A 24,812-nucleotide genomic window follows, 5' to 3' on the forward strand; every position below is an offset into this window, starting at 1 on the left:
GGACAAGGTAGCGTTACAGCAGGTGCTTCAAATTGAAGAGTGGATCGGCAGCCTGTTCATGTGTGGGAGATACATTAGCAGCCAGAATTTTGCGGGCTAGCATATGAAGGGCGGGCTGGTTCACGGTTTCAATGGCGGTGAGGGTGCTCAGAGTATCGAAGTGGAAGAAGGCGCATCGGCCCTCTTCCGTGTTGCCCCGTAGCACGCAGGTTCCGCTATGTGGGATCAGCCCCGCAGTCTGTAGCTTTAGGCCAAGTTGGTCCGACCAGAACCACGGTACGGGATGATAGGACTGATGTTCCCCGGTAATAACGCTTGCAGCTACCCGAGCCTGATCATGGGCATTCTGCACGCATTCCAAGCGTAGGGCGGCACCGTTCATCAGAAACACGGAGCAATCTCCGATTGCAAAAATATCTGGATCAGTCGTCTGGCAATAGGCGTTGACTTCAATACCGTTGCTGCACGGAAGGCCAGCCTCTTCTGCCAGATCCTGATTGGGAATGACCCCAATCCCCATGACAACGATGGCAGCGTCCAGAACAGTGCCGTTTGTCAGGCGAACGCCCGTAACGGTTCCGCGATGACTTTCAAAGCCTGTGACACCTGTTCCAGTATGAATTTGAACGCCAGCCGAAAGGTGGTGATGGTGCAGGACGTTTGACAGATGCGAGGATGCAGCGCGGGCCAGAATGCGTGGAGCGGCCTCAATGACGGTTACATCACGTTGTTTGTCTTTGCGGAATGTAGCGGCCAGTTCCAGTCCAACATACCCCCCGCCTATGATCACAACGGGGCCGGATGTCTCAGCGATTCGAGTGCGGAGGCTCTGGGCATCATTGAAGGTTCTGAGGGTATGAATACCATGTGGCATATCATTGCCAGGCCATGGTCTGGGACGTGTCCCGGTAGCAAGAACCAGCGTTTTGTAATCGACTTTCTCTCCCGTCGAGAGAACGACTTGATGCTTATCGCGGAGAATTCTTGCAGCCTTTTTACCAAGGCGGAGGTCGATCCGTTCGGTCGTGTAAAAATCAGCGCTGCGGAGGGCCAGATTTTCGGGAGACGTTTCGCCCGTCATATATCCTTTGGAGAGAGGGGGGCGATGGTAGGGTAGCTGCGTTTCGGCGCTAATTACGGTAATAGGAGCCTCATACCCTTTTGAGCGGAGTGTGGCGGCACACTGGATGCCAGCGTGTGATGCGCCGATAATGACTGTTCCGGGTGCCATCAGTATTGGCGATCCGGAATGTCGATGATCATATCTCCAAGGGCGTCTGTAACGGTGATCTGGCAGGCAAGGCGGCTTCCTTCCCTGCGTTCGGCGCAGACACCATCCAGCATGTCCTCTTCTTCCTCCTTGGCGGCGGGGATTAGAAGTAGATCACTGGGAGCGATATAGACATGGCAGGTTGCACAAGCGCAGGCACCTCCACATTCAGCCTCGATACCACGGACGTTGGCGCGGATGGCAGCCTGCATCACGCTGCTGCCGTTTTCTGCAGAGACAAGTTGGGTAGAGCCATCAGGTTGGCGGAAAATCAGTTCTGGCATGAGACGGTCTTCCCTTTAATATCTGACATTAGAAAAACTGATCATAAGATCAGGAATATTTTTGAAACTGTATCGGTTTCAAAATGATCTTGCGTCCATTTGATCTTTATTGCAAGGATGGTGTTCGGAAACAGAAACATTGTTCGATAATTGAACAAACCTACTATTCTGTCTCTCATTTTAAGGAGTACGTCCACCATGATGAGCGCCGAACAGAATGCTGTGATTACTCAGACATCAGCCGGATCTCCTGCTGGCGCATTGCTGCGACAGTACTGGCAGCCTGCTGCTCTGGCTGTGGAACTTGATGGCGAGCGTGCGATTCGCCCAGTGAAACTTCTAGGGCAGGATCTTGTGCTGTTTCGTGATGAAGACGGTCGTCTTGGTCTGATAGACCGTGACTGCCCTCATCGCGGTGCCGATCTTGCGTTTGGTCGCCTGGAAGATGGTGGCCTGCGTTGCCCGTTCCATGGATGGCTATTCAATACAAAGGGTGATTGTCTGCAAACACCTGCGGAACCGAAAGATAGCCGTCTGTGCGAACGCATCAAACAGCAATCGTATCCAGTTATTGAGCGTAGCGGCATCATATTTGCCTATCTAGGTGAGGGTGAGCCACCGGCGTTCGCTGATCTGGATTGTTTTGTGGCGCCAGACAGCCATGTTTTTGCTTTCAAGGGGCTGATTGAATGCAATTGGCTTCAAGCGCTTGAAGTTGGCATGGATCCGGCCCATGCAAGTTTCTTGCACCGTTTTTTCGAAGATGATGACCAGTCCGGCGTATATGGACGCCAGTTCCGCGCAACATCGGCCGACAGTGATATTCCGATGACACGGGTTCTGCGTGAATTTGATTGCCCTACTATTGAAGTTGAAAAGACGTCATCCGGGCTCCGGCTGAAGGCGTACCGTAAAATCAGTGAGGCCAGTACGCACGTGCGCGTCACGAATGTGTTGTTTCCGCAAGCCTTTGTCATTCCATTATCGAGCGAAATGACAATTACTCAATGGCATGTTCCTATCGATGATACTAACTGTTACTGGTACGCAATATTTACCAGTTTTACAAAGGCTGTTGATAAGGAGGAGATGCGTGCGCAGAGGCTCAAGCTTTATACACTTCCGGACTATCGTCCACGTGTTGGGCGTTTTAATGATTACGGCTTTGACCCCTACGAGCAGGCACACAAGACCTATACTGGTATGGGGGATGACATCAACGTGCATGATCAGTGGGCTATCGAATCCCAAGGGGCGGTTCAGGACCGTACCCGTGAACATCTGGGCCAGACGGATAAAGGCATTGTGGCTTACCGGCGCCTGCTTTTGGAGGCGATCCGCAAGGTTGAGGCGGGAGAACGGCCCCTGATGGTACTCACGCCAGAAGAAGCATCTGCCATTCGAGGTCCGTCTACAATGGATGGTATCGGGCCCACGGGGCAGTCGGAAGAGTATTGGCGTGACGTAGATGCTCGTCGACGTGGAGGGGCATCGTGGCTGACGGAAAATCAGGTCGCTCAGGAGAAAAATTGATGGGCTTCATTGAAAAATTCGGATTGTGGACCGACCCCCAGATTCGTGCGGCAAAAGAAGTTGACCAGCGTGTGGAGGTAGAGGGAATTGAGGTTATCCGCTTTTCCTTTCCTGACCAGCATGGAATCCTGCGGGGGAAAACGCTTGTGGCGGCAACACTGAAAAGTGTTTTCTCGAATGGGGTGTCTGTTGCATCGTCCCTGTTGATGAAAGATACTGCTCATCGTACGGCTATTTCTATTTTCTCGGCCCAGAATACGACAGGGATGGCGGAGGTAAGGGGGTCGGCCGATATGATAATGGTGCCAGATCCAACCACTTTCAAAGTTTTGCCCTGGTCCCCCGGGACAGGATGGATGCTGTGCGATCTGTATTTTCGCGATGGTCGTAAGGTTCCGTTTGCAACCCGTCATATCCTACGTGACATGTTGGAGCGTCTGGAGGGAAAAGGCTACGATTTCATGACTGGTCTTGAAGTCGAATTTCATCTCACACGGATCGAAGATCCCTGCCTCAGGCCGGAAGATTCCGGCCAGCCTCCCAAGCCACCGCAGGTTGGACTCACGCATAGAGGGTACAATTATCTGACAGAATTGAACTATGATCAACTGGACCCGATCTTTGATATTCTGCGCCGTACCATGCAACAGCTTGGTCTGGGGCTAAGTTCGCTCGAAATCGAATTCGGGCCAAGCCAGGCGGAAATGGTTTTCAACGCGGATCTGGGTATGCAGCCAGCGGACGACATGATGTTGTTCCGTTCAGCGGCAAAGCAGGTCTGCCGTCGGCATGGTTATCATGTCAGCTTCATGTGTCGCCCAAAGCTGCCGGATGTGATGTCAAGTGGCTGGCATCTACATCAATCTCTGTGTGATCGGAAGACTGGTGCCAATCTTTTTATGCCGAGAAAAGAAGGAGAGGCTCTGTCGCCTCTGGGAAGGATGTGGCTTGCAGGTCTTCTTGATAATGCTGCGCCGGCTGCGGTTTTTACAACACCCACCATCAATGGCTATAAACGTTATCGTCCCTTTTCATTGGCACCCGACAGGGCAGTTTGGGGAGAGGACAACCGAGGAGTAATGTTGCGGGTCCTGTCGGGTGTAGGAGATAAAGCGTCAAGAATCGAAAATCGTGTTGGTGAACCAGCGGCGAATCCTTATCTCTACCTTGCTTCTCAGGTTGCTGCTGGACTGGATGGGGTTGCGCGAAGCGCCATGCCAGGTCCGTCTGCAGATGCGCCGTATACGGTTGAGGCCGCAATGCTTCCAACAACGCTTACACAGGCGTTGGATGCTTTGGAAAACAGTTCCGTATATCGGGATGCGATGGGTGAAACTTTCATAAAATATCTTATTGAAATAAAAAGATCGGAAATAAGGCGTTATGAACTTGAGGTCTCTGAGTGGGAGCAGAGAGAATATTTTGATATATTCTGATTACTTAATAGAAAGCTTTCAGTTTATTCTATAATCGGCTTTATCCTTATAAAATCTCTCTATTCGAATTGAGTATCAGTTTTTCTTTTTGTATCATCAAAAAATATCGCAACTGATTCTGCAATACATAACGCTTTCGTATTGACATTTGTATGCTAAATACAAAATAATAACGAACAATAATTACAGAAATATAAATATTTACGCAGACCGGCGTAAATAGACTCTCATGCAATACAGACAAGTGGGTGGTGGTTTATGTTGCGGTCAAGAAACATAACGAGACGAAGTGGTCTTCTGATAACGTCTTTCCTAGGTGTTGCGGGTCTGTACGAAAATGCACACGCTGCAGATCCGCAGGAAACCGTGAGTGATGAGCAAGTCATTGTTACGGGAACGCGTGATCCGCATCAGACGGCCCGTAAAAGTGTCAGCCCCATTCAGGTCATTAGCAGTAAGCAGCTTGCAGCAACAGGGCAGGCCGATATCAGGGATGCATTGTTGCAGATGGCGCCATCAATGACGCGATCCAATATGAACTTCGGTAATGCAAATATGACAGATGCGATCAGCCTGCGGGGGTTGACACCCAACCAAACGCTTGTGCTGGTCAATGGTAAACGGCGGCACACAACCGCGAACCTGTCCACATTTCGCGGTCCACAGCAGGGGACAACCCCGGTGGATATTGACTTGATTCCGGTTTCAGCTGTTGATCATGTGGAGATTCTGCAAGATGGCGCGGCAGCACAGTATGGGTCTGATGCTATTGCAGGCGTGGTGAATATTATCCTCAAACATGATGATCACGGTTTGAATGTGCAGGCTATCAATGGTGCCTATTACGCAGGAGATGGCTTTACAACTGGAGAGTCCGCGAACTGGGGAACAAAGCTGGGTCATAGTGGTTTTTTCGACCTGAGTGCTGAAATAAAACATAATGGCTATACTAACCGGAGTGGCATCGATAACCAGACCGGACGCTATGATAACAGAATTCTCGGAACACCCTGGCAATTGCGGGAAACGGTTTCCTATAATATGGGGTACCATATTACACCGGGAATCGAATTCTATTCTTTTGGTACTTATGGTCATCGTGATGCCTCAAGTCGTCAGAATTTCCGGCTGGCAACTGTTATTCCGTCAATGTATCCAAACGGTTTTGAACCAAGGATCACACTTACTGAAAATGATTTCAGTCTGGCAGGTGGATTCAAAGGCGACTTTCATGGATGGGATTGGGATATCGGAACGACCTATGGTGAGGACCATGACCGGACTGGAACGGAGAACACTGCAAATCCATCATTGATTGCGACTTATGGCTCTTCTCCCAACCATTTTGACAATATGGAAACCATTGTCTCGACAGAGTTGACCACAGACGCATCCCTGAGGCACGCCTTTGTGGTGCCCCTTCTTGCTGCCCCCGTCAATTTTGCGATTGGCGGCCAGTACCGATACAACACCTACCATATTGGCGCAGGGGAATATGGGGCGTATTATGGGGCCGGCCCCGCCGGGATGCATGGGCTTAGCCCGATGAATGCCTCCGATAACAGCCGTGATGTCGCTGCAGGATATATTGATGTGTCCACACAGCTGTTGCCAAAATGGCAGATAGATCTGGCTGGCCGTTTCGAGCATTATACAGATGCGGGAAACACCGTGACGGGTAAGGTTTCGTCACGGTATGATTTTAACAGGTTTTTTGGTCTGCGTGGAACCATCAGCAACGGGTTCCGGGCTCCTACGCTTGCTGAAGGGAACTGGTCAAGCCTTTCAGCATCTCCCACAGGTGCAAGCGGTATCCTGCCTGTCAATTCAGTTGCAGCGCGAGCACTGGGTTCGCGGCCTTTGAAACCTGAAAAATCGACCAGTTTCAGCGCGGGGTTTGTGTTAAACCCAACAAAAAATCTCTATATTACTTTGGATGCTTACCAGATTGCTCTTCGTGATCGGATTATGATCGGTGGTTCGTATAGTGGAACAACAGCCATCAATGCTCTTAATCTTCAGGGCTTTGGAATTCAGGATGGTGCTGACCCTAAAAACGTGACAGCGAGCTATTTTTCTAATGCTGCGGATACTCGCACCAGGGGGCTGGATATTACCGGGTCATATCGTACGAATTTGGGCCATGCAGGACATATTCTGTGGGATGTGAGTGCCAATTTCAATGAAACTCATGTCACTCATGTTGGTAGTATGACAAATGGCACAAGCCTGCTGAATGCACAGCAGATTGGATACCTTACCACTTACACCCCACGGAACAAGGTTATCTTTGGTGGTACATGGCATTATGGAAAGTGGGATTTTATAGTTCATGAAATACGATATGGGCATGCAACGTCACAGATGCAGCATTATACTGGTCCGCTAGCCTACTCGATTACTCAGTACCAGCGCTTCGTCAATGCTCCGAAATATGCGACCAATATTGCTATTGCCTACCAGATCAATCCACATTGGCGGGTTGCGCTTGGTGGCAATAATATTGGAAATGCTAAGCAGAATAAACTTCCCAAGGAGTTTCGTTACCTTGGAGCTCAACAGTACGATTACGATGTGCAGCAGATTGGCTTCAATGGTGGATTTTACTATGCGCAGATCAACCTTACTCTTTAAGGAAATCTCCTGTCGTGTCATGCGTAGTGTGGTGTCCGATAATAAAATGGAACGTTTTTGATGATGGATAACAAAGTTTCACCTAAGTTTGCATCTCCTTTGATCGGTGTTGTCGGTCTTGGTCGTATGGGAAGCAATTTTGCTCAAAATATGCTGGAATCAGGGTTTCAGGTTGTTGTTTATGACCGCAATCCTCCCCGCGTTGCAGCTCTTGTCACAGTGGGGGCGCAGGGAGCGTCTGTTCTTTCTGATCTGGCTTCGTGCGAAATTATCTTGACCGCACTTTCTGATGATCAGGCCATGATCGCAGTTTGTGACGGGCCTCATGGGCTTCTGGCCAGCATGGGGGCGGGGGCAGTGCATGTTTCCACAGGAACCATAAGTCCCGAGGCCGCAGAGGCGCTGGAGCGGAAACATGAAGCGTGTGGCCAGGCATTTGTTTCCGCACCTGTTCTAGGTAATCCGGATCTTGCACGCCAAAGATTGATTTTTGTGCTGGCTGCCGGGAAAATGTCAGCTATGAAAAAAGTCATGCCAATTCTAGAGGCTTTGTCTCAAAAAATCTGTGTAATTGCGGAACAGCCGGAGAAAGCCAATATCCTTAAACTGGCAGCCAATGTGCTTACCGCCCTGACAATGCAAGGAATGGGCGAGGTTCTGGTCTTGTTACGTAAAAGTGGTTTTAATGAGAGAGATGTTTTTGAAGTTCTGACCGGAACGCTGTTTGATTCACGCGTTCATAAGGGGTACGGAGGCAAGATCATGCAAAAGCACTATCTTCCTGCTGGCATGACGTTGCCTCTTGCTGTAAAGGATTTGCGTCTTGCCCTGTTGCAAGCAGAGAAAGTGCAAGCAGTCATGCCAACCGCAGCTATTGTCCATGACAGGCTTGTCGGTATGTGCGCGCAGGGCTGGGAAAATCTGGATTGGTCGGCGTTGGGACTTCTGACAGCACGGGATAGCGGTCTTGCTGACGATGTTCCGGGCAGAGACGAGGAATAGGTCGTCCTCTGTAGTTCGGCGTAACGTGGTGCCGAGGTATTCATCCGAAAATCCCATGCAGGAACTAGGTGTTGATTGCTGGGGCTTGATAATATGGTATTTTCACGCGAGTGGAAGGACGAATTATGGGACAGATACGTCATGGCAGCGCCACGACCACGCACGCGGTGCGGGCGGCATTACAGTGATCGCAGGCTTCGTTTTCGGCGCTAAGCGAGGAGTTCGGGATCAATCCAAAACGGTGGCGAAATGGTGAAAGCGTCCGACTGTCGAGGATCAGAAGGCTGGCCCCAAGGAGCCGCGTTCAAGGGTTTTGTCCGAGACGGACGATACGATGGTCGTGGCTTTCTGGCGGCATACTTTACTCCTGCTGGAAGATTGGACTTGTAACGGTTTTGTGCCGGTCATCTGAGCGTTTTAAGCTCGTATCAGGAGACCGACGAGACCATGAAGCATACGGAAGATTTCAAGCGCAACGCCGTGAGGATTGCGTTAAGCAGTGAGTTGTCACGCACGCGCATTGCGACCGACCTGGGTATTGGCAAATCCACTTTGGCGAAGTGGATAGTGTATTACCGTCCGAGCGAGCTGGTATCCGCGCCTCAGGCTGAGCTGGCCCGCGAGAATGAACGTCTTCGCCTGGAGAACCGGGTTTTGCGGGAGGAGAGGGAAATTCTAAAAAAGCTACCCAGTTCTTCGCAAGCCAAAATCCATGAGGTTCTCCATTCATCAATGGATATCGGCATGAATGGCCAATCGAGAGGCTCTGTCAGGTTTTAGGGCTCTGCACGGGGTTACCGGGCGTGGGCATCCCGATATTCCTGTCAGCGCCAGCGCACCGATCTGAAAGTGCTGGCGCATATTTGTGAACATTACGCCCTGAGAAACGGCCCTTATGGACGGCCGCGCATTACCATGGAACTCAGGGAAGCTGGGCGTGATGTCGAGGAACGTCGTGTCGGCTGCCTCATGAAGGACAACGGGATCCGGTCCGTGCACCAGTCGCCATAAAGTGACAACCGATAGTCACCACCAGTCTTATAGTGCGGCCAACCTTCTGGGTGGCGATTTCCTTGCAGAGAAACCCAACTAGAAATGGGCAGGAGATATTAGTTATATCTGGCCACACGTGCTATGGATATAGTGGTGCGTCTGCGTGACCCGGTGCCCGGCTGTATTTTCCACTCCGATCGTGGCAGCCAATACTGTTCTCATGATTTTCGGAAAAAACTGCTGCGCATGGAGTGCTGGCTTCAATGTCGGGAAAGGGAAACTGTTTTGACAACGCTGTTGCCGAAACATTTTTCAAAAGCCTGAAGGCGGAATGGGTCTGGAGGCAAAATTGGCCAACCGGTCGTCAGGCGACTGCCGCTATCACCCAGTATATCAATGGCTTCTACAACCTACGGCGACGCCATTCATATCTCGGCGGTATCAGCCCTCTCGTTTTTGAAGCAAGAGTGGCATAGGCACTTTCTGACCGGCACAAGACCGTTACGTTATAAAATTATTTTCAGAATAACCTGCACAAGTTCTTGCAAAACTTGGCGTGCCGACGGAAATGAAACTGAGAACTGGAACCTATTGATATCGCTGGAATAAAATAATCTGGCTATCTTGTGATGGTTTGAGTGTTAGAAACATTGCCTTGTAGGTCGAACGTCTGCTTCCTGGGGGATGAACGGACCCGCTGCGCGGGATTGGTGTTATGTAGAGCCCTGTCACCACAGCGTGAGAGACTTGTTTTATTTGGGACTGTCCTGATCTGGCCGGGCATTCCCGTTTCTTCCCACCAGAAAAAGTCGGATGATGACAAAGTCCCTGTGCATTGCTGCAATCAGTCCCTTCGTCAGCACCTGCTTGATGACATGGCGGTGCGGCGATTTTCCCCTAAGACGCTGAGCAACTATCTGCGCGATGTCGGCCGTTTCGGTACGTTGCCTGGGCTGCTCCCCCTATATGGCAACAGCCGAGGATGTGCGCCAGTTCAAGATTGCGCAGAAAGGGGCTGGCATGCCGACATCGACCATGAATGTCATCGTGTTGGCGCTGAGATTTTTCTTTCCCCAGACACTCGATTGCCCAGACTTTGTACGCAGGCTGGTTCGGGTGGCGCAGCTCCGCAACATACCCACGAGACCCAGCATTGAGAACTTCTCCTGTTCTGAGAAGGGGTTTACACTTTATCGTTTTCAGTTTTTCAATAAAATCAATGTTTTGAAGTGTGTGAACTGCGGGACTCGAACCTAGAGAATAGGAGGAGTTGCGTTCGAAACCTTTATGATTTTATCAAGGAAAACGCTAAAAGACGTCCTTCTTGGTAACTATTTACGAGAAAAATTTTGGAGAAGAAGTGATTTCTTGTCAAGAGACTTTCCAAAATACTCAGAACGGTGAGGGGATGCCTGAAATGCGGTGTTGGGTCTGGGGGTTGTGTGCGGGAAAAGATGCGGGACTGCGGGATAGAGACGGACTGATAAGCGTTTGATGTTTCACTTTATGGTTTTTCGTGTTAAGCAAATCAAAAAGTGGTTTAACTTCACGCAGAGCAGCATCTTTCTTGTCTATGTGCGCTCTGTTTCAATCAGCAATCCGTTTTTGGCGCGCTTGCACGATACGGTTAAAACGCTGGTTAAGCCATGGTTCCAGCATCTGTATGTCGGCCATGGCTGAAAATTCGGCATTATAGGTTTTCCTGAAGTGTTCCAGAGCCGGTTTGTTCTTTTCACTCAGGATGGAGCGGATCGGAGTGGGCGCTCTGCACGTAGCCCCACGATATGCAGCAAGGCTTGCACGACAAAACGCAGAACTTCCAGAAATTCGAAAAAGAGCTGATCCGCTCTTCTTTCAAGTTTTGTGGCTTTGCCAGTAAGATGCTGCCAGCGACTTTTTCCATGCGTATCCATGTGAACCGGCTTTCCAGAACATGATCCTGTTGCCACTCTGGCAGGACCAGGTGGCCATGTGTGCTTCCGTCTTTCTGGTGGATCACAAGGGTAAGGTGTTCGGGGTCTGTATGGAGTTCGTCACACAGACGACGGGCAATGGTACTCGCTCCGCTCTTTGTTGTGATTCTGCTTTCCTTGACGATCATTGGTCCTGCTCTCACAGGACTTTCAATGACGCGTCGTATGAGGCTCGTTGCTCCTGTGAAGGACTGCCGAATGGAAGGATTTTTGCGTGATCGTAACAGCACCTGCTCAGAAATTTTGAACTCGTTATGTTTGGTGTTGAAGCTGTGGATACTGGAAGTATTAAATAATAATTTTTTCAGAGGGTTTGACGGAGCCCGGCGGCTGGCGGACGGTGTGCTGCTCGCCACGTCTGACTGCAAATAGCAACGGCTGCGACACAAACAGTCAGGAAGGTTACAAGCATAAACGGGACCGGTGTGAGAGAGATTCTCTGATCAAACTTTGAGAGCCATGTCTGCATCAGCATCCACGCCACAGGCCACGCAATGATCGTGCCAAACATGATCGGGCGGAGAAACTGGCCTATAAGAAGGCGTAAAATATCCCCAGAGCGCGCGCCCAGAACTTTGCGGATACTGATTTCCTGCATCTTACGGCTGACCGTAAATGCAGAAAGACCGTAAAGACCGAGACAGGCGATTGCGACAGCGACGAGGGAGCCTATACTGAAAAGCGCGCTATGGTTAGCGTCAGACCTGTAATCCTCCGCAAGAATATCCGATACATCCCTGGCGGAAAACGGTACATCTGGCACCGTTTCTTCCCATACTTTTTGTAGGCGTGCCATTTCGATCTGTTCTGTTGCGCCGGTGTAGCGCACAATACCTGCGACATAATCGATCGGCGTTTTTGTTCCAAAAAAGAGCAGGGGGCAGATGGAGTTTTGTATTCCTCCAAGGCGGATATCTTCAATAACCCCGATAATGCGATACTTTATGCTTTTGTCGGGTACCTGAGCCTCCTGAATGTTCTGCCCAAGAGCCACCTCGGGTGAGGAAAAGCCAAACTGCTTTACCGCTAGACGTGAAATGACAACATTCTTCCCGCTGTCTGATGTGGCATTTGTCTGCGCGTAGTCTTGCCCATGCTCGTCATCAAACAATCGCCCTGCAACAAGCCTAGCGCCAAGAGTTTCAAAATATCCCGGCGTTGCGTAACCCCAATGGAGGCTGAAGGCGGTACTCTGGCCGGGGCGTTTCCAGTCATCACTGTCTGACATATGGTGGGGGTAGAGGTCCGAGCGTGTTGCAACCGTTACGCCTGCAACCTCGGCAAGGCGTGCCATGATGGAGGCCTGTCGGTTTTTCAGCGTGTCATCACTGAGCGCATCAATTACGATAAGCCCGTGGTTTGTCATGCCACGGTCCAGAGCCTGCACAAAGCGGGCCTGCTGGGCCATGACAAGGGTGCAGATGGCCAGAAGGCTTGCAAACGTGAATTGTAATGTCACCAGTGCGTTTCTGACTGTGCGGTCAAGCCGCCCGCCACCGGGCATTCTGCTTGCGGACAAAACATCAATGGGGCGGAAGGAAGAAAGGACAAAGGACGGATAGAGGCCCGCAGCCGTGCCGGAGAGGAGAGCAATACTCCCGGCGACCGGGAGTATAAAAGACCAGTTGTAAGAAATCTGCCAACCGCCGAAGGCATTAACCCATTGCAGGGCGAATTCGGCCAGCGCCAAAGCCAGTAGGCCAGCGCCGAATGTCAGGAAAATAGCTTCCGACATGAACCTGATAACAAGAGAGAAGCGTGAGGCACCAAGCACCTTACGCATTGCCACGTCTTTTGCGCGTAAACCAGCACGGGCGGTTGCCATATTAATATAATTGACCAACGCAGTTGCAAGTGCTGCAAGCCCTACTAAAGCCAGAATATCGACAAGCTGACGGCTTGTGCCTCCATCGCCAATATGAGCGTTGTGAAAGTGAATATCTTTCATTGGTATTAAAATTAAGCCGCCTGCTCCAAACATATTTTGTATCCCGCTCTGTGAATAATTACCGGGATGGCGGGCCGGATAAGCCATTAACTCTTGCCGGATACGGGGAACAGCATTGGCATTATCAATACGGATATAGATATGCCCCCACGTGCTGCCCCAGTTTTTAAAGGGAAGCGTATAAGGCGGTGTTGTAAAAAATTTACTTGGGAAGAGTGTAATAATATTAAAGGTTTCAGTCGAGTTTGAGGGCGTGTCGGCCATGACTGCGGAAATAATACCGTCCTCGTGATTATCAATACGAATTTTATGGCCCACAGCGTCCACTGTGCCAAAATATTTCCGGGCGAGGCTTGCAGAAATGATAACCTTTCCCGGCGCGCCCAGTGCAGTGGCTTTGTCACCAGACAGGAGAGGAAGGTCGAAGACTGACAGGAAATCCTGATCCGTCATGGTGACGGTCTCACGCCCCAGTATCTCGCCCGCGCGAACGGCCTGCGGGATGCTGAGAAGACGTATGGCGTGGCTGATTTCAGGGAAGTCCTGTTTCAGGAACGGAAAACTGACGAAACTGACGGCATCATTTTCATAAGCAGAATGCCCTGCCGGTTTGAGCAGTTCATCAACCTGATACAGGCTTGCTGCATGTGGAATATAGGAATCATAAGTCGTTTCGTATCGGACAATAAGCATCATGATGAGAAACACAGCGATGCCGAGTGCAAGCCCGATCAGGTTGATCAGTGTATAAAGCCGGTGGCGGGAGAGTGTACGGAACGTCGGGGTAAGAATTCCGGTCAGCATTGCGGTTCTCCTGTCCCTTACCAGCCAGCGCGGTCGAGTGCGGCCAGAGGCGCCTGAAGGGGTTCCCAGTCACGCGTACGGGCGTGCCGTAACTGAGCGTCGGCGTCATAGGAATGAACATTTGGTATCAGATCCTGTGCCTGCAAATGCCCGATGGCAGCCAGAAGCAGGGCTTGTGCAACAATGGTGTCATGCTGGCTGGTGGCCAGTTCCACCTGTGCGGACCGAAGGTTTTGGTCCGCATAGAGCACGTCCGTCGTGCTGCGCAGGCCATAGCCATATTCAAGCTGATAGCCTTTTAAGGTTGTCTCACCAGAGCGGACTTCTGCCTGACCTGCTCTTATGGCCTGTAGGCCGTTCTCTACTGCATTCCAGTATGTCACAACATCCTGCAGAGCGGAGCGGCGGGCCTGTTCCACGTTCTGGTGGGCCTGTTCATCTTTATCGCGTGCCTGCCTGATCTGGGAATTATAAAGGCCACCATTATAGAGAGGTTGAACCAGCGAGACCGTTCCTGTCACTTGTTCCCCGTATTCTCTTCCACGGAAAGGCGCACCCGGCCCGATGGTGCCAAACGTACCCTGAACCTGAATTTGCGGCCCCCATTGTGAACGGGCGGTATCAACATCCGCTAGGGTGGCACTTTTTGTCTCCCGCATCTGGGCAAGTTGAGGGTTGGACTGAATGGCGATTTTCATGGCTTGCGGCATGCTGGACGGCAAACCGGGCAGCACTACTGGCATGACAAGATGAGTGGGGTTTTCCCCAATAACGGCCCGAAACTGTGCCTCGGAGGCAGCCAAGGTGGCGCGGGCCTGCGTCAGAGCCACCTCTGCTGACTGGCGGCGTGTTTCGGCCTGTTCCACGTCAGTTCTGGTCACCTGCTCGGAGGGCGCGCCGCCAAGAGTATAGCGGGAAGTCGTCAGTTGCACCTGTCTTTGGAGCATGGTCAGATCCGCCTGGCGGATGTCCTTTATCGAACGGTCCCGCAATACGTTCATGTAGGCAGTGATAACGTTGGTGAAGACCTGCGCTTCCGTCAGGCGTAAGGCGTGCCCTGCGGCATGGGAGCGTGCATCAGCAGCTTTTACCTGATTGGCTGTGTGACCAAAGGAGTAAAGTGTCTGTTTGGCCGCAACATATCCTTCAGCATAGTTTGATGTATAGCTGCCCAGAGCAAACGCGTTGGTGTACGGGCCCTGCTGGTAATTGGCATCCATGTTGACAGAGACAGTCGGCCGCCAGCCGGACCGAGCCTGCACGGAGTTTTCAGTGACGGCACGCTGATTAGCCTGTTCTCCCAGCAGGGTCGGGTTGCTCTGGTAGGCATGTGCCAAAGCATCCTGAAGGGTCTGGGCTTGCGCGGCATAGGGCGGAATTACTGCAAGGGCAAAGCATGCAAGAATGCGGGACATGGGCATTATTCCGCTCTGAGGGCGCGTGCTGGTTCAGCCCGTGCAAGATGCACGGTCTGCCCCAGAACTGTGCAGGTTGCGATAAGGGTGGCTTCAGCCACGGCAAAGAGGAAAAGGGCCGGGGAGAGAGAAATACGTTCATCAAATCCGCTCAGCCACTGCCGCATGAGCAGCCATGCTGCCGGACAGGCGAGCAGACAGGCCAGGAGAACCGGTTTCAGAAAATCGCCGAGTAACAAGGCCAGTGTCTGGCCCGAGGTTGCTCCCAGTGTTTTGCGAATACCAATTTCATGCACCCGGCGCGCGGCTGCAAATGCTGCCAGGCCGTAAAGCCCAAGGCAGGCAATCAGCAGTGCGGCAACTGCACCAAGAGTAAACAGGTGTTCACGTTGTTCATCTCCAGCATAAAATTCTTCCATGAGCTTATCCGCTGGGGAGAAATGGCTGGGAATATCAGGCAGGAGAGTCCGCCATGTTCGGTCAAGCCGCTCAGACATCAGAACGGGAGTAACACCCGAGAAACGAACAGCCGGGACGGGATCATCAAACGGGGTGCGTTGCAGGGAGGAAAAGAACAGAATTTCCGGAGAGACAGTTTCACGCGGGGAACCGAAACGAATATCGTCAATAACACCAATAATTGTGAAGTGCTTCGCGCCTTCTCTAATAATTTTCCCTAAAGCATCGTCAGGTTTTTTAAAGCCAAAAGACAGGGAGGCTTTGCTGTTGATGATAATGTTCCAGTTGCCGTTCCCATTTTTAAAATCAGCGTTGGAGGGGCCGTCATCCTGCCCGTGTGTGGCATCAAACCAGCGTCCGGCCAGCAGGCGGGGCTGGTAGGTTTCTCTGTAATCGGATGAAACGCGATCCCGCAGCATCTGCACCTCAACCTGTCCCGCAGGACTCTCATAAACAAAACCCGTGCGGGTGAGAGAATGTGGATTGGGCTGGAGTTCACCTAACGTCACGGAGGTGACGTTAGGGAGGGATTGCAACGTATCCAGCATGTGCCGTTGCACCTCGATATCTTTCGAGTGCATCTGCTGGCCGATCAACAGGCCAGACTGGATGTAACCCCGGTTGGCATGCCGCATAAAACTGGTCTGCCGGTCAATCACTAATGTGCAGATAACGATGCAGATTGCGACAGAAAATTGCGCCACAACCAGCACGTTCCGTAGCATAGCTGTTTTCCGCCCCCCTGCGGGCATGCGGGCGGCTGCCAGAATAGAGGCAGGGTTATAGCCTGACAAAATCAGTGAGGGATAAAGCCCGGATGCCAGACCGCTCCCAAGGATCACGAGCGGGAGCAAGAGCGCTATAAAATAATAATTAATGCGGACGGCTTCCCCTGTCACGCTGGCAATAGCCGGGACACATATCTCACAAAGCACCAGTCCGCTCAGGCCCGCAATGCAGGAAAAAACCATGGCCTCTCCCATAAACTGGGTAAACAGCATGAAACGGGAAGCGCCAAGAGTCTTGCGGAGAGCAACTTCCTTTGCTCTTAGGCCAGCGCGGGCGGTTGCGAGGTTAACGGTATTGGCACACCCAAGAATAAGGGCAAGCAGACCAATCAGACCAATGCCGTCAATAACGTATTGTTCCACACTATTGTCCGTATCCTCAACCTGTGAGTCATGAAAATGTGTTTCCTTCAGAGGAACAACGGAGAGCGCGTAGACTCTTTTTCCATCTGCCCCAATGGAAATCTGGTCTTCCGCTGTGCCCGATGCTCGGTGTTGCACAAAATCAGAAAGGCGTGCGTTTACGGTAGCAATATCATTGTGTTTATGGAATTTAAGCAGAATTTCTCCACAACTACTGGCCCAGAAAAGGAAACAGGAGCGCTGTAACCGGTCTTGCGGAGGGACCGGCAGGAGCATATCCACATTATCCAGTAGTCCGGGGGAGGGAGCATCACCCAGTACACCAGTGACGGTATATGTGCTTTTCTGCCCAATTCTGTTGATTTCTACAGTTTTTCCCAGAACATCAGGCTTGCCAAACACTGTCATTGCGGCCTGCCGGGAGAGAACAAGACCATCAGGCCGCGTCAGTGCCGTATCAGAATTGCCCTGCAAAAGCCGGAGCGAAAACATCCGAAAAAACCCGGGGTCTGTCATTCGACCGGAAAAGTGTGTGAACTGCCCGTTTTTCTCGACATTCAGATTTGTGGCCGTAAATGTTACGCTGTCCTCAATTTCCGAAAAATCCTGTTTTAAAAATGGCAATGCTCTGAAGCTGACATCGGCACTTTCATAAGGTGTTGTGCCCGGCTCGGACCAGTGTTCATCCATGCGTGCCAACCTGTCCGCATCCACAAAACCAGTATTAAAACTGTATTCAAAGCGCACAACGAGAGCGAGAGTGAGGAAGACGCCAATCCCCAAAGCTAAACCAAAAACATTCAGACCAACATACAGGGGATGCCGCCGTGCCTGACGACCGATACTTCTGAGAATGACTTCAATCATCACGGTATCTTTCAGATGACATTGCGCACGGAAATGACAATCTGTCCGTCCAGCATATCAACCCGGCGTCTGGCCAGATCCGCATGGCTGGGGGAGTGGGTGACCATGATGATTGTGGACCCTTCATCATTCAGGGTTTGGAGAATATCCATCACCTGTGTGCCGTTTTCGGTATCAAGGTTGCCGGTTGGTTCGTCAGCCAGAATCAGGCGTGGTTCTCCTACAATGGCGCGGGCAATGGCGGCGCGCTGCTGCTGACCGCCAGAAAGCTGGGAGGGGTAGTGCCTGGCACGGTGGGCAATCCCAACACGGTCCATAGCCCGCGCAACCCGCTGCCGGCGTTCCGGTTTGGGGATGTTCCGATAAATGAGCGCCAGTTCGATATTTTCTTCAATTGTCAGTTCATCAATCAGATTGAAACTCTGAAAAATATAGCCAAGGTTTTCCCGGCGGAAGCGGGCAAGCGCGGCCTCGTTGAGTTTTGTCAGTTCTTCATCGCCAAAACGATAGGAGCCTGCCGTGGGCTGGTCGATTGTGCCCAGAATATTGAGCAGGGTAGATTTGCCACACCCTGAGGGCCCCATAATGGCGACAAACTCTCCCTGCGCGATCTCCAGTTCGATATCGTGCAGGGCTGTTGTCTCTACTTCGTCGGAGCGATAGAGGCGCTGGATACGGGAGAGGTGAATGAGCATAGCTGGCAGTCCTGTCACTTAGTGGATGGCGAGATGGTTGAAATTTTTATAGGAATTGTAAGAGGAGATGATCACCTGATCCCCCGCATGCAGGCCGCCTGTAATTTCTGCCTGCTCGGGGTTGCGGCGCCCGGAAGTGATTGTCACACGGTCGGCACTCCGGCCATTCCCTGCGACGACAAAAGCCGAGGACCCACCGCTGGCTTCAAGCCATGCACCATTAGGCAGAACCAGCGCCCTGTGCGTCTCCCCCAGTGTGATGCGGATATCAATGCTTTCACCGCGTCTCAGGCCCGGTGGCGGGGGGACGTCAAATGTCAGTTCCGCCCGAAACTGACCATTGGTGACCTGAGGGTGGACGCGCGTCACGGTAAGGGGAATTTTGACATCCCCGATGTCCGCCTGCGCGCGCTCTCCAGTTGCGACGCGACCCAGATAAAATTCATCAATATCGGCATCGAGACGATACTGGCCTTCACTATCAATCTGCCCGATCCTGTCGCCTGCCTTAAGAGATTGACCGGGCTGGAGGTCAAAATTGGTCAGGCGACCATCAAGCGGGGCACGAAGGGTCAGAGCGCCAAGGCTGTTCTCAACCACTTCCAGATTGGAACGGAGGCGTTGCCCCTCCTGGTCAATTTCTTTTTCCTGCCGGTCTGCTACCTGAATATCCTGAGTGCGTGCGGCATCCAGCCTTTTAAGGCGCTGGGCATAATAGTCTGCTTCATCACTGTAAGACTGCACGTTGGCATCAGATTCAAAGCCCTGCTGCCGGAGCTGTTCACGTATGGAGAGTTCATGTCGCGCTTTGAGAAGATTATAGCGGGCTTCAGCAAGCTGCGTTTCTTCGGTAGTGCGGGTTTGCTGCAATGTCAGGCGTTGCGCGCTGACTGCCCCGAGTTGACTGGCAATTGACGCCTCGCGGGAGGTTACATCCAGCTGAAGCTGCGGATTGCTCAGACGGGCCAGAACATCGTCTTTTTTGACCAGAACACCATCTTTTGCCACAGCCTCCGTAACCTCGCCCCCTTGCACGGCATTGATGAATGTAACATGCAAAGGGGCTACAGTGGCCCGTAGCGGCAGATAATCGAGAAAGGGTGCAGACTGCACTGTGGCCACGGAAAGCTGGTCACGCTTGACGGACAAGGAGCCGGAAGCGGGGGCAAGATGCCACCCACCCCAGATCAGCAGGACAACTGCAACGGGGCTACCATAACGCACGGCGCGCCGCAGAAAGATCTTTCGGGCGGATGGAACAACCGCCCGGTCCATGCCGGAGCCGGACAAGGGCTGAGGTTTTTCTGGCATTTCCACGTTGCCTGAAACCGGGTGACGCATACACTGTTTCTCCTCTTGAAAAACAGTGTATCGTAGAATCATAAAATTATATCCTATTGAAAAATAAAGGATATTTTTACTGTCGTTTATGTGTCTGTTCGGAAATGGACGGACTGTCCGGAAACGGACACCTTTCAGGGAGCTGTCAACAGAATAATGACGACATTTCGAAGCAAAGTGAGAGAGACCGATACGGCTCACGATGCAGGTTCGCCATGCCTGCTGTTTGTTGATGATGATCGGGATATTCAGGTTGCGGCCCGTCTACTCTTCCAGCGGCGGAGAATTAAAATATTGTCCGCCTATGATGCTGCGGGAGCCCTGACGCTGCTGGCCTCTCATCCTGTTGACCTGGTGCTGCTGGACCTTAACTACACCAAAGGCGCACGCACCGGTGCAGAAGGGCTGGCTTTACTGAAAGATATGCTTGTGTTGCGGCGGGATTTGCCAGTTCTTGTCGTTACCGGGCATAGCGGGGTGAGCATAGCGGTTGAGGCGATGCGGACAGGTGCGACCGATTTTGTCATGAAGCCCTGGAACAACGACCGGTTGGTCAGTCTGGTCACCAGTGTTCTGGAAAAATGTGGTCACAATAATGGTGTTGACGCAGAGCCGGTTCTGATCACGGCCTCCGATGCCATAAAGCAGATTGTTAGTGAGGCAGACCGGATTGCCCCAACGCGCGCATGTGTCCTTATTTCCGGCCCTTCAGGGGTTGGGAAAATGCTTCTTGCACGGCGTATTCAGGCTCTTTCGTCAGAAGCCAGTGCTGCGCAGAGTTTTAGTGCAGAAGACTGTGATGATTTGCCACAGGAGGGCGGTGTATGGATATGCCGGGAAATAGAAGCGCTTTCTCCAACGCTACAGCGCCGTTTGACAGACCGGCTTGACGGGAGTGCTCCACCGCGCCTTATAGCCCTGTCCTCACTGGATTTTGCGGCGCTGAGTGAACGCCTGCAGCCCAAGCTGATGTTGCATCTTGGTATGGTGAGTCTGGTAATTCCACCTTTGCGGGAGCGGCCAGAGGATATTGCTGCTTTGGCCAGCCACTTTCTACATTATTTTTCCGCGCGGCATGGGCTGCCTGAACCCCAATGTGACGCGGACCACATTGCGGCCCTACAGGCCGAGGCATGGCCCCAAAATGTAAGGGAACTGCGGGCCGCACTAGAACGCGTGGTGATTATGGGAGAATGGCAGCTCTCCGCAAGCAAGGCCGCGAACCAGACCTCTGAACCACAGACCTTGCGCGACACAGAAAAATCACTGGTTGAAGCTGCGTTGCGTCGACACAGTTTTAACGTGACACAGGCTGCCAAAGAACTGGGCCTGACACGTCCTGCACTCTACCGGCGCATGGCCCGCTATGGGCTTTAAACTCCATACGGTCTCGGCCGCCCTGCTCAGGCTGATGGGGCTTGTTAGCGTGTGCCTGCTGCTCACGCCTGTCTGGCAACGGGGTCTTTACGCTACGGCCTCTCTTCTGGTCTGTGTTGGGGCTGGGTGCATTGTGTCTCTGGTTGCGACGCAGGTTGATCTGGCCCGGCGCATGCAGCGCAGTGAACCCTCTGTTGTTACCCCGACTGATCGTGAAAAACTGCGCAACCGTGCCCTGCTGGACCATGCGCCCGTGCCGTTGTTGTTCCGGAGTGTGGATGGCACATTGCACGCTGCAAACCGCGCGGCACGCAAACTGTTTAAAACGGAAGATCGCCTGATAAATCCTCCAGCCGAATTGCTTGCAGCCTTGACTGAAAAACGCGTTTCTCCTGAAGGTCGTATGATAAGGCTACATTCTTCCGCCGATAGTCGGTTACGGATGTATGCGCTGTCAGTCGGGCAAGGAGCCGGAGTAGGGGGGATTGTTGAGTATCTAGCGCTGACCAATGTGGAAGCTGGCCTGAAGGCAGCTGAAGCACAGGCGTTGCGGGATCTGCTTCAGATTTTGAGCCATGAGATTATGAACTCTCTTACGCCCATTGTCTCCCTTTCCGTCACGGCGGAAGAGTTATTTACAGACGCTGATAAGGATGCATCCTCTCCCCTTATCCGTGAAGCATTGATGACCCTGCGGAGGCGAGCAGAAGGTCTGGATAAATTTGTAAGGGGTTACCGGGAACTCGCACGGCTGCCTCCACCGGATTTGGCTCCTGTTGAGCTTGAAGTGCTCCTGCGTGAGACGCAAACGCTCTTTCACGCCCGCTGGGGTAATGGCGTCCCGCTTGAATTGTGCCTTCCCTTCACACGGGTTTTGATTAGAGTGGATAAAGTTCAGATCGAGCAGGCTCTGCTTAACATTCTCAACAATGCGGCAGAGGCGTGTGCAGGTCAGCCTTCACCCTCGGTCCAAATTGTTGCTGAGGTTATTGATGGTGCTGCGGTGATCATCGTCAGGGATAATGGAATGGGTCTTGACCCGTCCTTACACGAAGAGATTTTCCATCCTTTTGTCTCGTTCAAAGAGAACGGAAACGGAGTAGGTCTCAGTCTGGCAAGACAGATTATACTAGGTCATGGAGGCGCTTTGGAGGTCGATGCCCCAGAGCCGGAAGGTCCCTGGAGCACAGCATTCAGGATGCGTTTGTAAATCGGGCTGCTTGCTGAAGAGCTGCAATCATGTCTTTCGATTGCCGGACGGGCTAGCGACTATCTATTTTGCGGCATGGTCATGAGCGCAGCAATAAGCTTACGCTTTCTTCATTTATTCTCCCAAATCAGACATTTTTTCCCCCTAAACCGTCATAGCCTAGGCTCAGGACCTATTAATTTATTGAACTGTGCGAGAGGTTGTGATTCACAGGCTTACCGATGGAGGGTGAGCCTGTGAGTGACGTATTTTTGCTGTCTGAACGTCAAATGGAGCGGATTGAGCCGTTTTTTCCTCTGGCGCACGGCGTGCCACGCGTGGATGACCGGCCTGTTCTGAGCGGGATCGTTTATGTCATCTGTAACGGTCTTCAGTGGAAAGACGCTCCGAAAGCGTATGGTCCGCACAAGACTTTGTATAATCGCTTTATCCGGTGGAGCCGCCTCGGTGTTTTTAACAGGATTTTTGTCGCCCTGACCGAACAGGCTGGCCGCTCGAAGCGTCTGATGATCGATGCAACACACCTCAAGGCACACCGGACATCGGCGTCCCTGCTCAAAAAGGGGCTTTTCTCCGCCATATCGGACGGACAAAAGGCGGCCTGAACTCAAAACTTCATGCCGTGGGCATTGATCTGGTGGCCATGTGCGCCTTCATCTGACTGCTGGACAGGTCAGTGATTTCAAAGGTGCTGATGTGCTGCTGGCCGATCTGTCGGATGAGACAGAGGAAGTCATCGGTGATCGGGGATACGACAGCAATAAAATCAGACAGTCTCTCGCAGACCGGAACATCACCGCCTGTATTCCACCAAAGAAGAACAGGAAATCAAAGCCACCTTACAATTGGCATCTGTATAAAAAGCGCCATCTGATCGAAAACATGTTCGCAAAGCTGAAAGACTGGCGACGGGTGACAACACGATACGACCGCTGCGCTCATACATTCATGTCCGCAATCCACATCGCAGCAAGCATCATCTTCTATCTTATAGAATGAGTTCTGAGCCTAGTGAATCTTTCATGGGAAAGCAAGGTTTTGTCTCAAAGATGCACAGGAAAATAGCTGCATCTCCAGCAGTCCAATGCCGGGAAATCCGTTATCCGATCCCGTCGTGAGTATGTTTTTTCTGAAAGAGAAATCACAGCTTGGACTGTTTGTCCGTAAAATCGGTATGACCCATGTTAACATGAGGATCGAGATGGTCAACATCGTCTGCTACACGCGCCGCGATCTGTTCCTGAAGCGGATTAGCGCGAGCGTGTACAAAGCCAAGGTGCCAAGTTTGCTGCTCTGTCTCAGAAGCAGAGCCAAAAATCATTACCCAAGATCATGATACGGCACCTTCATTCGATCATTTTTCGATTCTTCCATTTATTTCAAAATGAAAATCAGAGACATTTCACATCCATGTACGCCATATTCTACCTTTTCATCTTTAAAAACGACATAGAATATCATTTTTGGATCAGAATATAATAGGATTGTGCATGCTAGATGCGTCACTGTTTTCATTGCGAAACAAATATGTTTCTACTTCTGATGCGAAAGGATTAAATAAATATCATTTTCTTTCGACTTCGTATTACATAATGAAAAACGCATTGTGTAAAAAAGAAGAAATTCTTAATTTTAAGGCATTTCAAGAAGAAATGTGCTTACGGAATGATGGAGCGTAAAATGAGATTAAAAGACTTCAAGGTTCTGACTTTCGATTGCTACGGTACCCTGATTGATTGGGAGACAGGCATCATTAATGCTCTAACACCGTTACTATCACGGCTGAAAAAGCCTCTTAGCCGTGACGCCGTTCTCCAAGCACATGCCAAATATGAATCTCGTCAGCAGAAATGGACGCCGGACCGTCCCTATCCAGCTATTTTGTCGAGCGTCTATCGCCGCCTCGCGGAGGAATGGGGTGTTTCCCATACGATTTCCGAAGCGCAAGATTATGGCAATTCCGTTCCGAACTGGCCTGCTTTTCCTGATAGTGCGGAAGCACTTGCATATCTTAAACAACATTTCAAACTCGTTATTCTGTCCAATGTTGATGCTCGTTCTTTCAGTGGGAGCAACGCTCGGCTAAATGTCGTATTTGATGGCATTTATACGGCCGAGGACATTGGGTCTTATAAACCGTCAATGCGTAATTTTAAATACATGCTGGAATATCTGTCTGATATCGGTTTGGAACCGTCTAATGTGCTGCACACGGCGGAGAGTTTGTTCCACGATCATATGCCAGCTAATCAGGCAGGACTTGCATCATGCTGGATCTATCGCCGTCATGCTCAGGACGGTTTTGGGGCGACGATGGATCCAGGTGCGATGCCTAAGATTGATTTCCGCTTTAACTCCATGGCTGAACTGGCCGAAGCGCATAAAAAAGAAATGGCCGAAGGCTGATATCTGTTTCTCCT

The 24,812-nt window shown here is 51.5% G+C and carries 15 protein-coding genes and 4 pseudogenes; 11 read left to right on the top strand and 8 right to left on the bottom strand.

All coding sequences use genetic code 11. The features are described from left to right. Positions 1-13: 13 nt before the first annotated feature. Both QWU00_RS11705 and QWU00_RS11710 read right to left on the bottom strand, forming a co-directional pair. Positions 14-1,231 carry an NAD(P)/FAD-dependent oxidoreductase gene (locus tag QWU00_RS11705; protein ID WP_035377386.1) on the bottom strand — a complete coding sequence of 406 codons (1,218 nt, stop codon included), beginning with the start codon at positions 1,229-1,231 and terminating at the stop codon, positions 14-16. Continuing rightward, positions 1,231-1,554, bottom strand: a complete 324-nt coding sequence (locus QWU00_RS11710) for a 2Fe-2S iron-sulfur cluster-binding protein (RefSeq protein WP_035377384.1) — start codon at positions 1,552-1,554, stop codon at positions 1,231-1,233. Before QWU00_RS11710 ends, QWU00_RS11705 begins: the two co-directional genes overlap by 1 nt. A gap of 198 nt (positions 1,555-1,752) precedes the next feature. Between QWU00_RS11710 and QWU00_RS11715 the strand changes: the two genes are divergently transcribed. From QWU00_RS11715 to QWU00_RS11740, 6 genes and pseudogenes are all read left to right on the top strand, one after another. Beyond that, complete coding sequence (locus tag QWU00_RS11715) at positions 1,753-3,087, top strand: aromatic ring-hydroxylating dioxygenase subunit alpha (RefSeq protein WP_035377382.1); 1,335 nt, start codon at positions 1,753-1,755, stop codon at positions 3,085-3,087. Then, the gene (locus tag QWU00_RS11720) at positions 3,048-4,523 is read left to right on the top strand and encodes a glutamine synthetase family protein (protein ID WP_197056299.1); all 1,476 of its coding nucleotides are present in this window, start codon (positions 3,048-3,050) and stop codon (positions 4,521-4,523) included. Before QWU00_RS11715 ends, QWU00_RS11720 begins: the two co-directional genes overlap by 40 nt. Before the next feature lie 366 nt (positions 4,524-4,889). Continuing rightward, entirely contained in the window at positions 4,890-7,157 is a 2,268-nt protein-coding gene (locus QWU00_RS11725) for a TonB-dependent receptor plug domain-containing protein (RefSeq protein ID WP_052051122.1), read from the top strand. Positions 7,158-7,217: 60 nt separating this feature from the next. Next, on the top strand, positions 7,218-8,159 hold the full coding sequence (locus tag QWU00_RS11730) for an NAD(P)-dependent oxidoreductase (RefSeq protein ID WP_035377377.1): 942 nt from the start codon (positions 7,218-7,220) through the stop codon (positions 8,157-8,159). 125 nt (positions 8,160-8,284) lie between these two features. Then, positions 8,285-8,538: pseudogene (locus QWU00_RS11735) on the top strand (IS481 family transposase); the annotation flags it as partial. Positions 8,539-8,606: 68 nt separating this feature from the next. Then, a pseudogene (locus QWU00_RS11740) lies at positions 8,607-9,628 on the top strand (IS3 family transposase). A gap of 1,256 nt (positions 9,629-10,884) precedes the next feature. Here the strand turns inward: QWU00_RS11740 and QWU00_RS11745 are convergent. From QWU00_RS11745 to QWU00_RS11770, 6 genes are read right to left on the bottom strand one after another with little or no spacing between them, the layout of a single operon-like run. Then, the gene (locus QWU00_RS11745) at positions 10,885-11,481 is read right to left on the bottom strand and encodes a hypothetical protein (protein ID WP_238706722.1); all 597 of its coding nucleotides are present in this window, start codon (positions 11,479-11,481) and stop codon (positions 10,885-10,887) included. Beyond that, positions 11,430-13,877: an ABC transporter permease gene (locus QWU00_RS11750; protein ID WP_035377376.1), complete on the bottom strand. Its 2,448-nt coding sequence runs from the start codon at positions 13,875-13,877 to the stop codon at positions 11,430-11,432. The genes QWU00_RS11745 and QWU00_RS11750 overlap by 52 nt, the downstream gene beginning before the upstream one ends. A gap of 17 nt (positions 13,878-13,894) precedes the next feature. Next, positions 13,895-15,292 carry a TolC family outer membrane protein gene (locus tag QWU00_RS11755; RefSeq protein WP_150395698.1) on the bottom strand — a complete coding sequence of 466 codons (1,398 nt, stop codon included), beginning with the start codon at positions 15,290-15,292 and terminating at the stop codon, positions 13,895-13,897. A gap of 5 nt (positions 15,293-15,297) precedes the next feature. Continuing rightward, positions 15,298-17,769 carry an ABC transporter permease gene (locus QWU00_RS11760; protein ID WP_035377372.1) on the bottom strand — a complete coding sequence of 824 codons (2,472 nt, stop codon included), beginning with the start codon at positions 17,767-17,769 and terminating at the stop codon, positions 15,298-15,300. Between the two features lie 11 nt (positions 17,770-17,780). Beyond that, positions 17,781-18,464: an ABC transporter ATP-binding protein gene (locus QWU00_RS11765; RefSeq protein ID WP_035377370.1), complete on the bottom strand. Its 684-nt coding sequence runs from the start codon at positions 18,462-18,464 to the stop codon at positions 17,781-17,783. A gap of 18 nt (positions 18,465-18,482) precedes the next feature. Then, positions 18,483-19,805, bottom strand: coding sequence for an efflux RND transporter periplasmic adaptor subunit (locus QWU00_RS11770; protein ID WP_052051120.1), 1,323 nt, complete (start codon positions 19,803-19,805; stop codon positions 18,483-18,485). 156 nt (positions 19,806-19,961) lie between these two features. Between QWU00_RS11770 and QWU00_RS11775 the strand changes: the two genes are divergently transcribed. The 5 genes and pseudogenes from QWU00_RS11775 (at position 19,962) to QWU00_RS11795 (ending at position 24,798) form a co-directional block, all read left to right on the top strand. Further along, positions 19,962-21,182 carry a sigma-54-dependent transcriptional regulator gene (locus QWU00_RS11775; protein ID WP_052051119.1) on the top strand — a complete coding sequence of 407 codons (1,221 nt, stop codon included), beginning with the start codon at positions 19,962-19,964 and terminating at the stop codon, positions 21,180-21,182. Beyond that, positions 21,172-22,392: a sensor histidine kinase gene (locus QWU00_RS11780; protein ID WP_035377368.1), complete on the top strand. Its 1,221-nt coding sequence runs from the start codon at positions 21,172-21,174 to the stop codon at positions 22,390-22,392. Before QWU00_RS11775 ends, QWU00_RS11780 begins: the two co-directional genes overlap by 11 nt. 236 nt (positions 22,393-22,628) lie before the next feature. Beyond that, a pseudogene (locus QWU00_RS11785) lies at positions 22,629-23,391 on the top strand (IS5 family transposase). Positions 23,392-23,393: 2 nt separating this feature from the next. Next, positions 23,394-23,653, top strand: a pseudogene (locus QWU00_RS11790) (IS5/IS1182 family transposase); the annotation flags it as partial. Positions 23,654-24,057: 404 nt separating this feature from the next. Then, complete coding sequence (locus QWU00_RS11795) at positions 24,058-24,798, top strand: haloacid dehalogenase type II (RefSeq protein ID WP_231551533.1); 741 nt, start codon at positions 24,058-24,060, stop codon at positions 24,796-24,798. Positions 24,799-24,812 lie beyond the last annotated feature (14 nt).

It is taken from the genome of Acetobacter tropicalis (assembly GCF_030644465.1).
GTDB lineage: Bacteria > Pseudomonadota > Alphaproteobacteria > Acetobacterales > Acetobacteraceae > Acetobacter > Acetobacter tropicalis.

Coding starts and splice junctions, on each gene's coding strand:
- QWU00_RS11705 (WP_035377386.1), bottom strand. CDS start 1,231: ATGGCACCCGGAACAGTCATTATCGGCGCATCACACGCTGGCATCCAG.
- QWU00_RS11710 (WP_035377384.1), bottom strand. CDS start 1,554: ATGCCAGAACTGATTTTCCGCCAACCTGATGGCTCTACCCAACTTGTC.
- QWU00_RS11715 (WP_035377382.1), top strand. CDS start 1,753: ATGATGAGCGCCGAACAGAATGCTGTGATTACTCAGACATCAGCCGGA.
- QWU00_RS11730 (WP_035377377.1), top strand. CDS start 7,218: ATGATGGATAACAAAGTTTCACCTAAGTTTGCATCTCCTTTGATCGGT.
- QWU00_RS11750 (WP_035377376.1), bottom strand. CDS start 13,877: ATGCTGACCGGAATTCTTACCCCGACGTTCCGTACACTCTCCCGCCAC.
- QWU00_RS11755 (WP_150395698.1), bottom strand. CDS start 15,292: ATGTCCCGCATTCTTGCATGCTTTGCCCTTGCAGTAATTCCGCCCTAT.
- QWU00_RS11760 (WP_035377372.1), bottom strand. CDS start 17,769: ATGATTGAAGTCATTCTCAGAAGTATCGGTCGTCAGGCACGGCGGCAT.
- QWU00_RS11765 (WP_035377370.1), bottom strand. CDS start 18,464: ATGCTCATTCACCTCTCCCGTATCCAGCGCCTCTATCGCTCCGACGAA.
- QWU00_RS11770 (WP_052051120.1), bottom strand. CDS start 19,805: ATGCGTCACCCGGTTTCAGGCAACGTGGAAATGCCAGAAAAACCTCAG.
- QWU00_RS11775 (WP_052051119.1), top strand. CDS start 19,962: ATGACGACATTTCGAAGCAAAGTGAGAGAGACCGATACGGCTCACGAT.
- QWU00_RS11780 (WP_035377368.1), top strand. CDS start 21,172: ATGGGCTTTAAACTCCATACGGTCTCGGCCGCCCTGCTCAGGCTGATG.
- QWU00_RS11795 (WP_231551533.1), top strand. CDS start 24,058: ATGATGGAGCGTAAAATGAGATTAAAAGACTTCAAGGTTCTGACTTTC.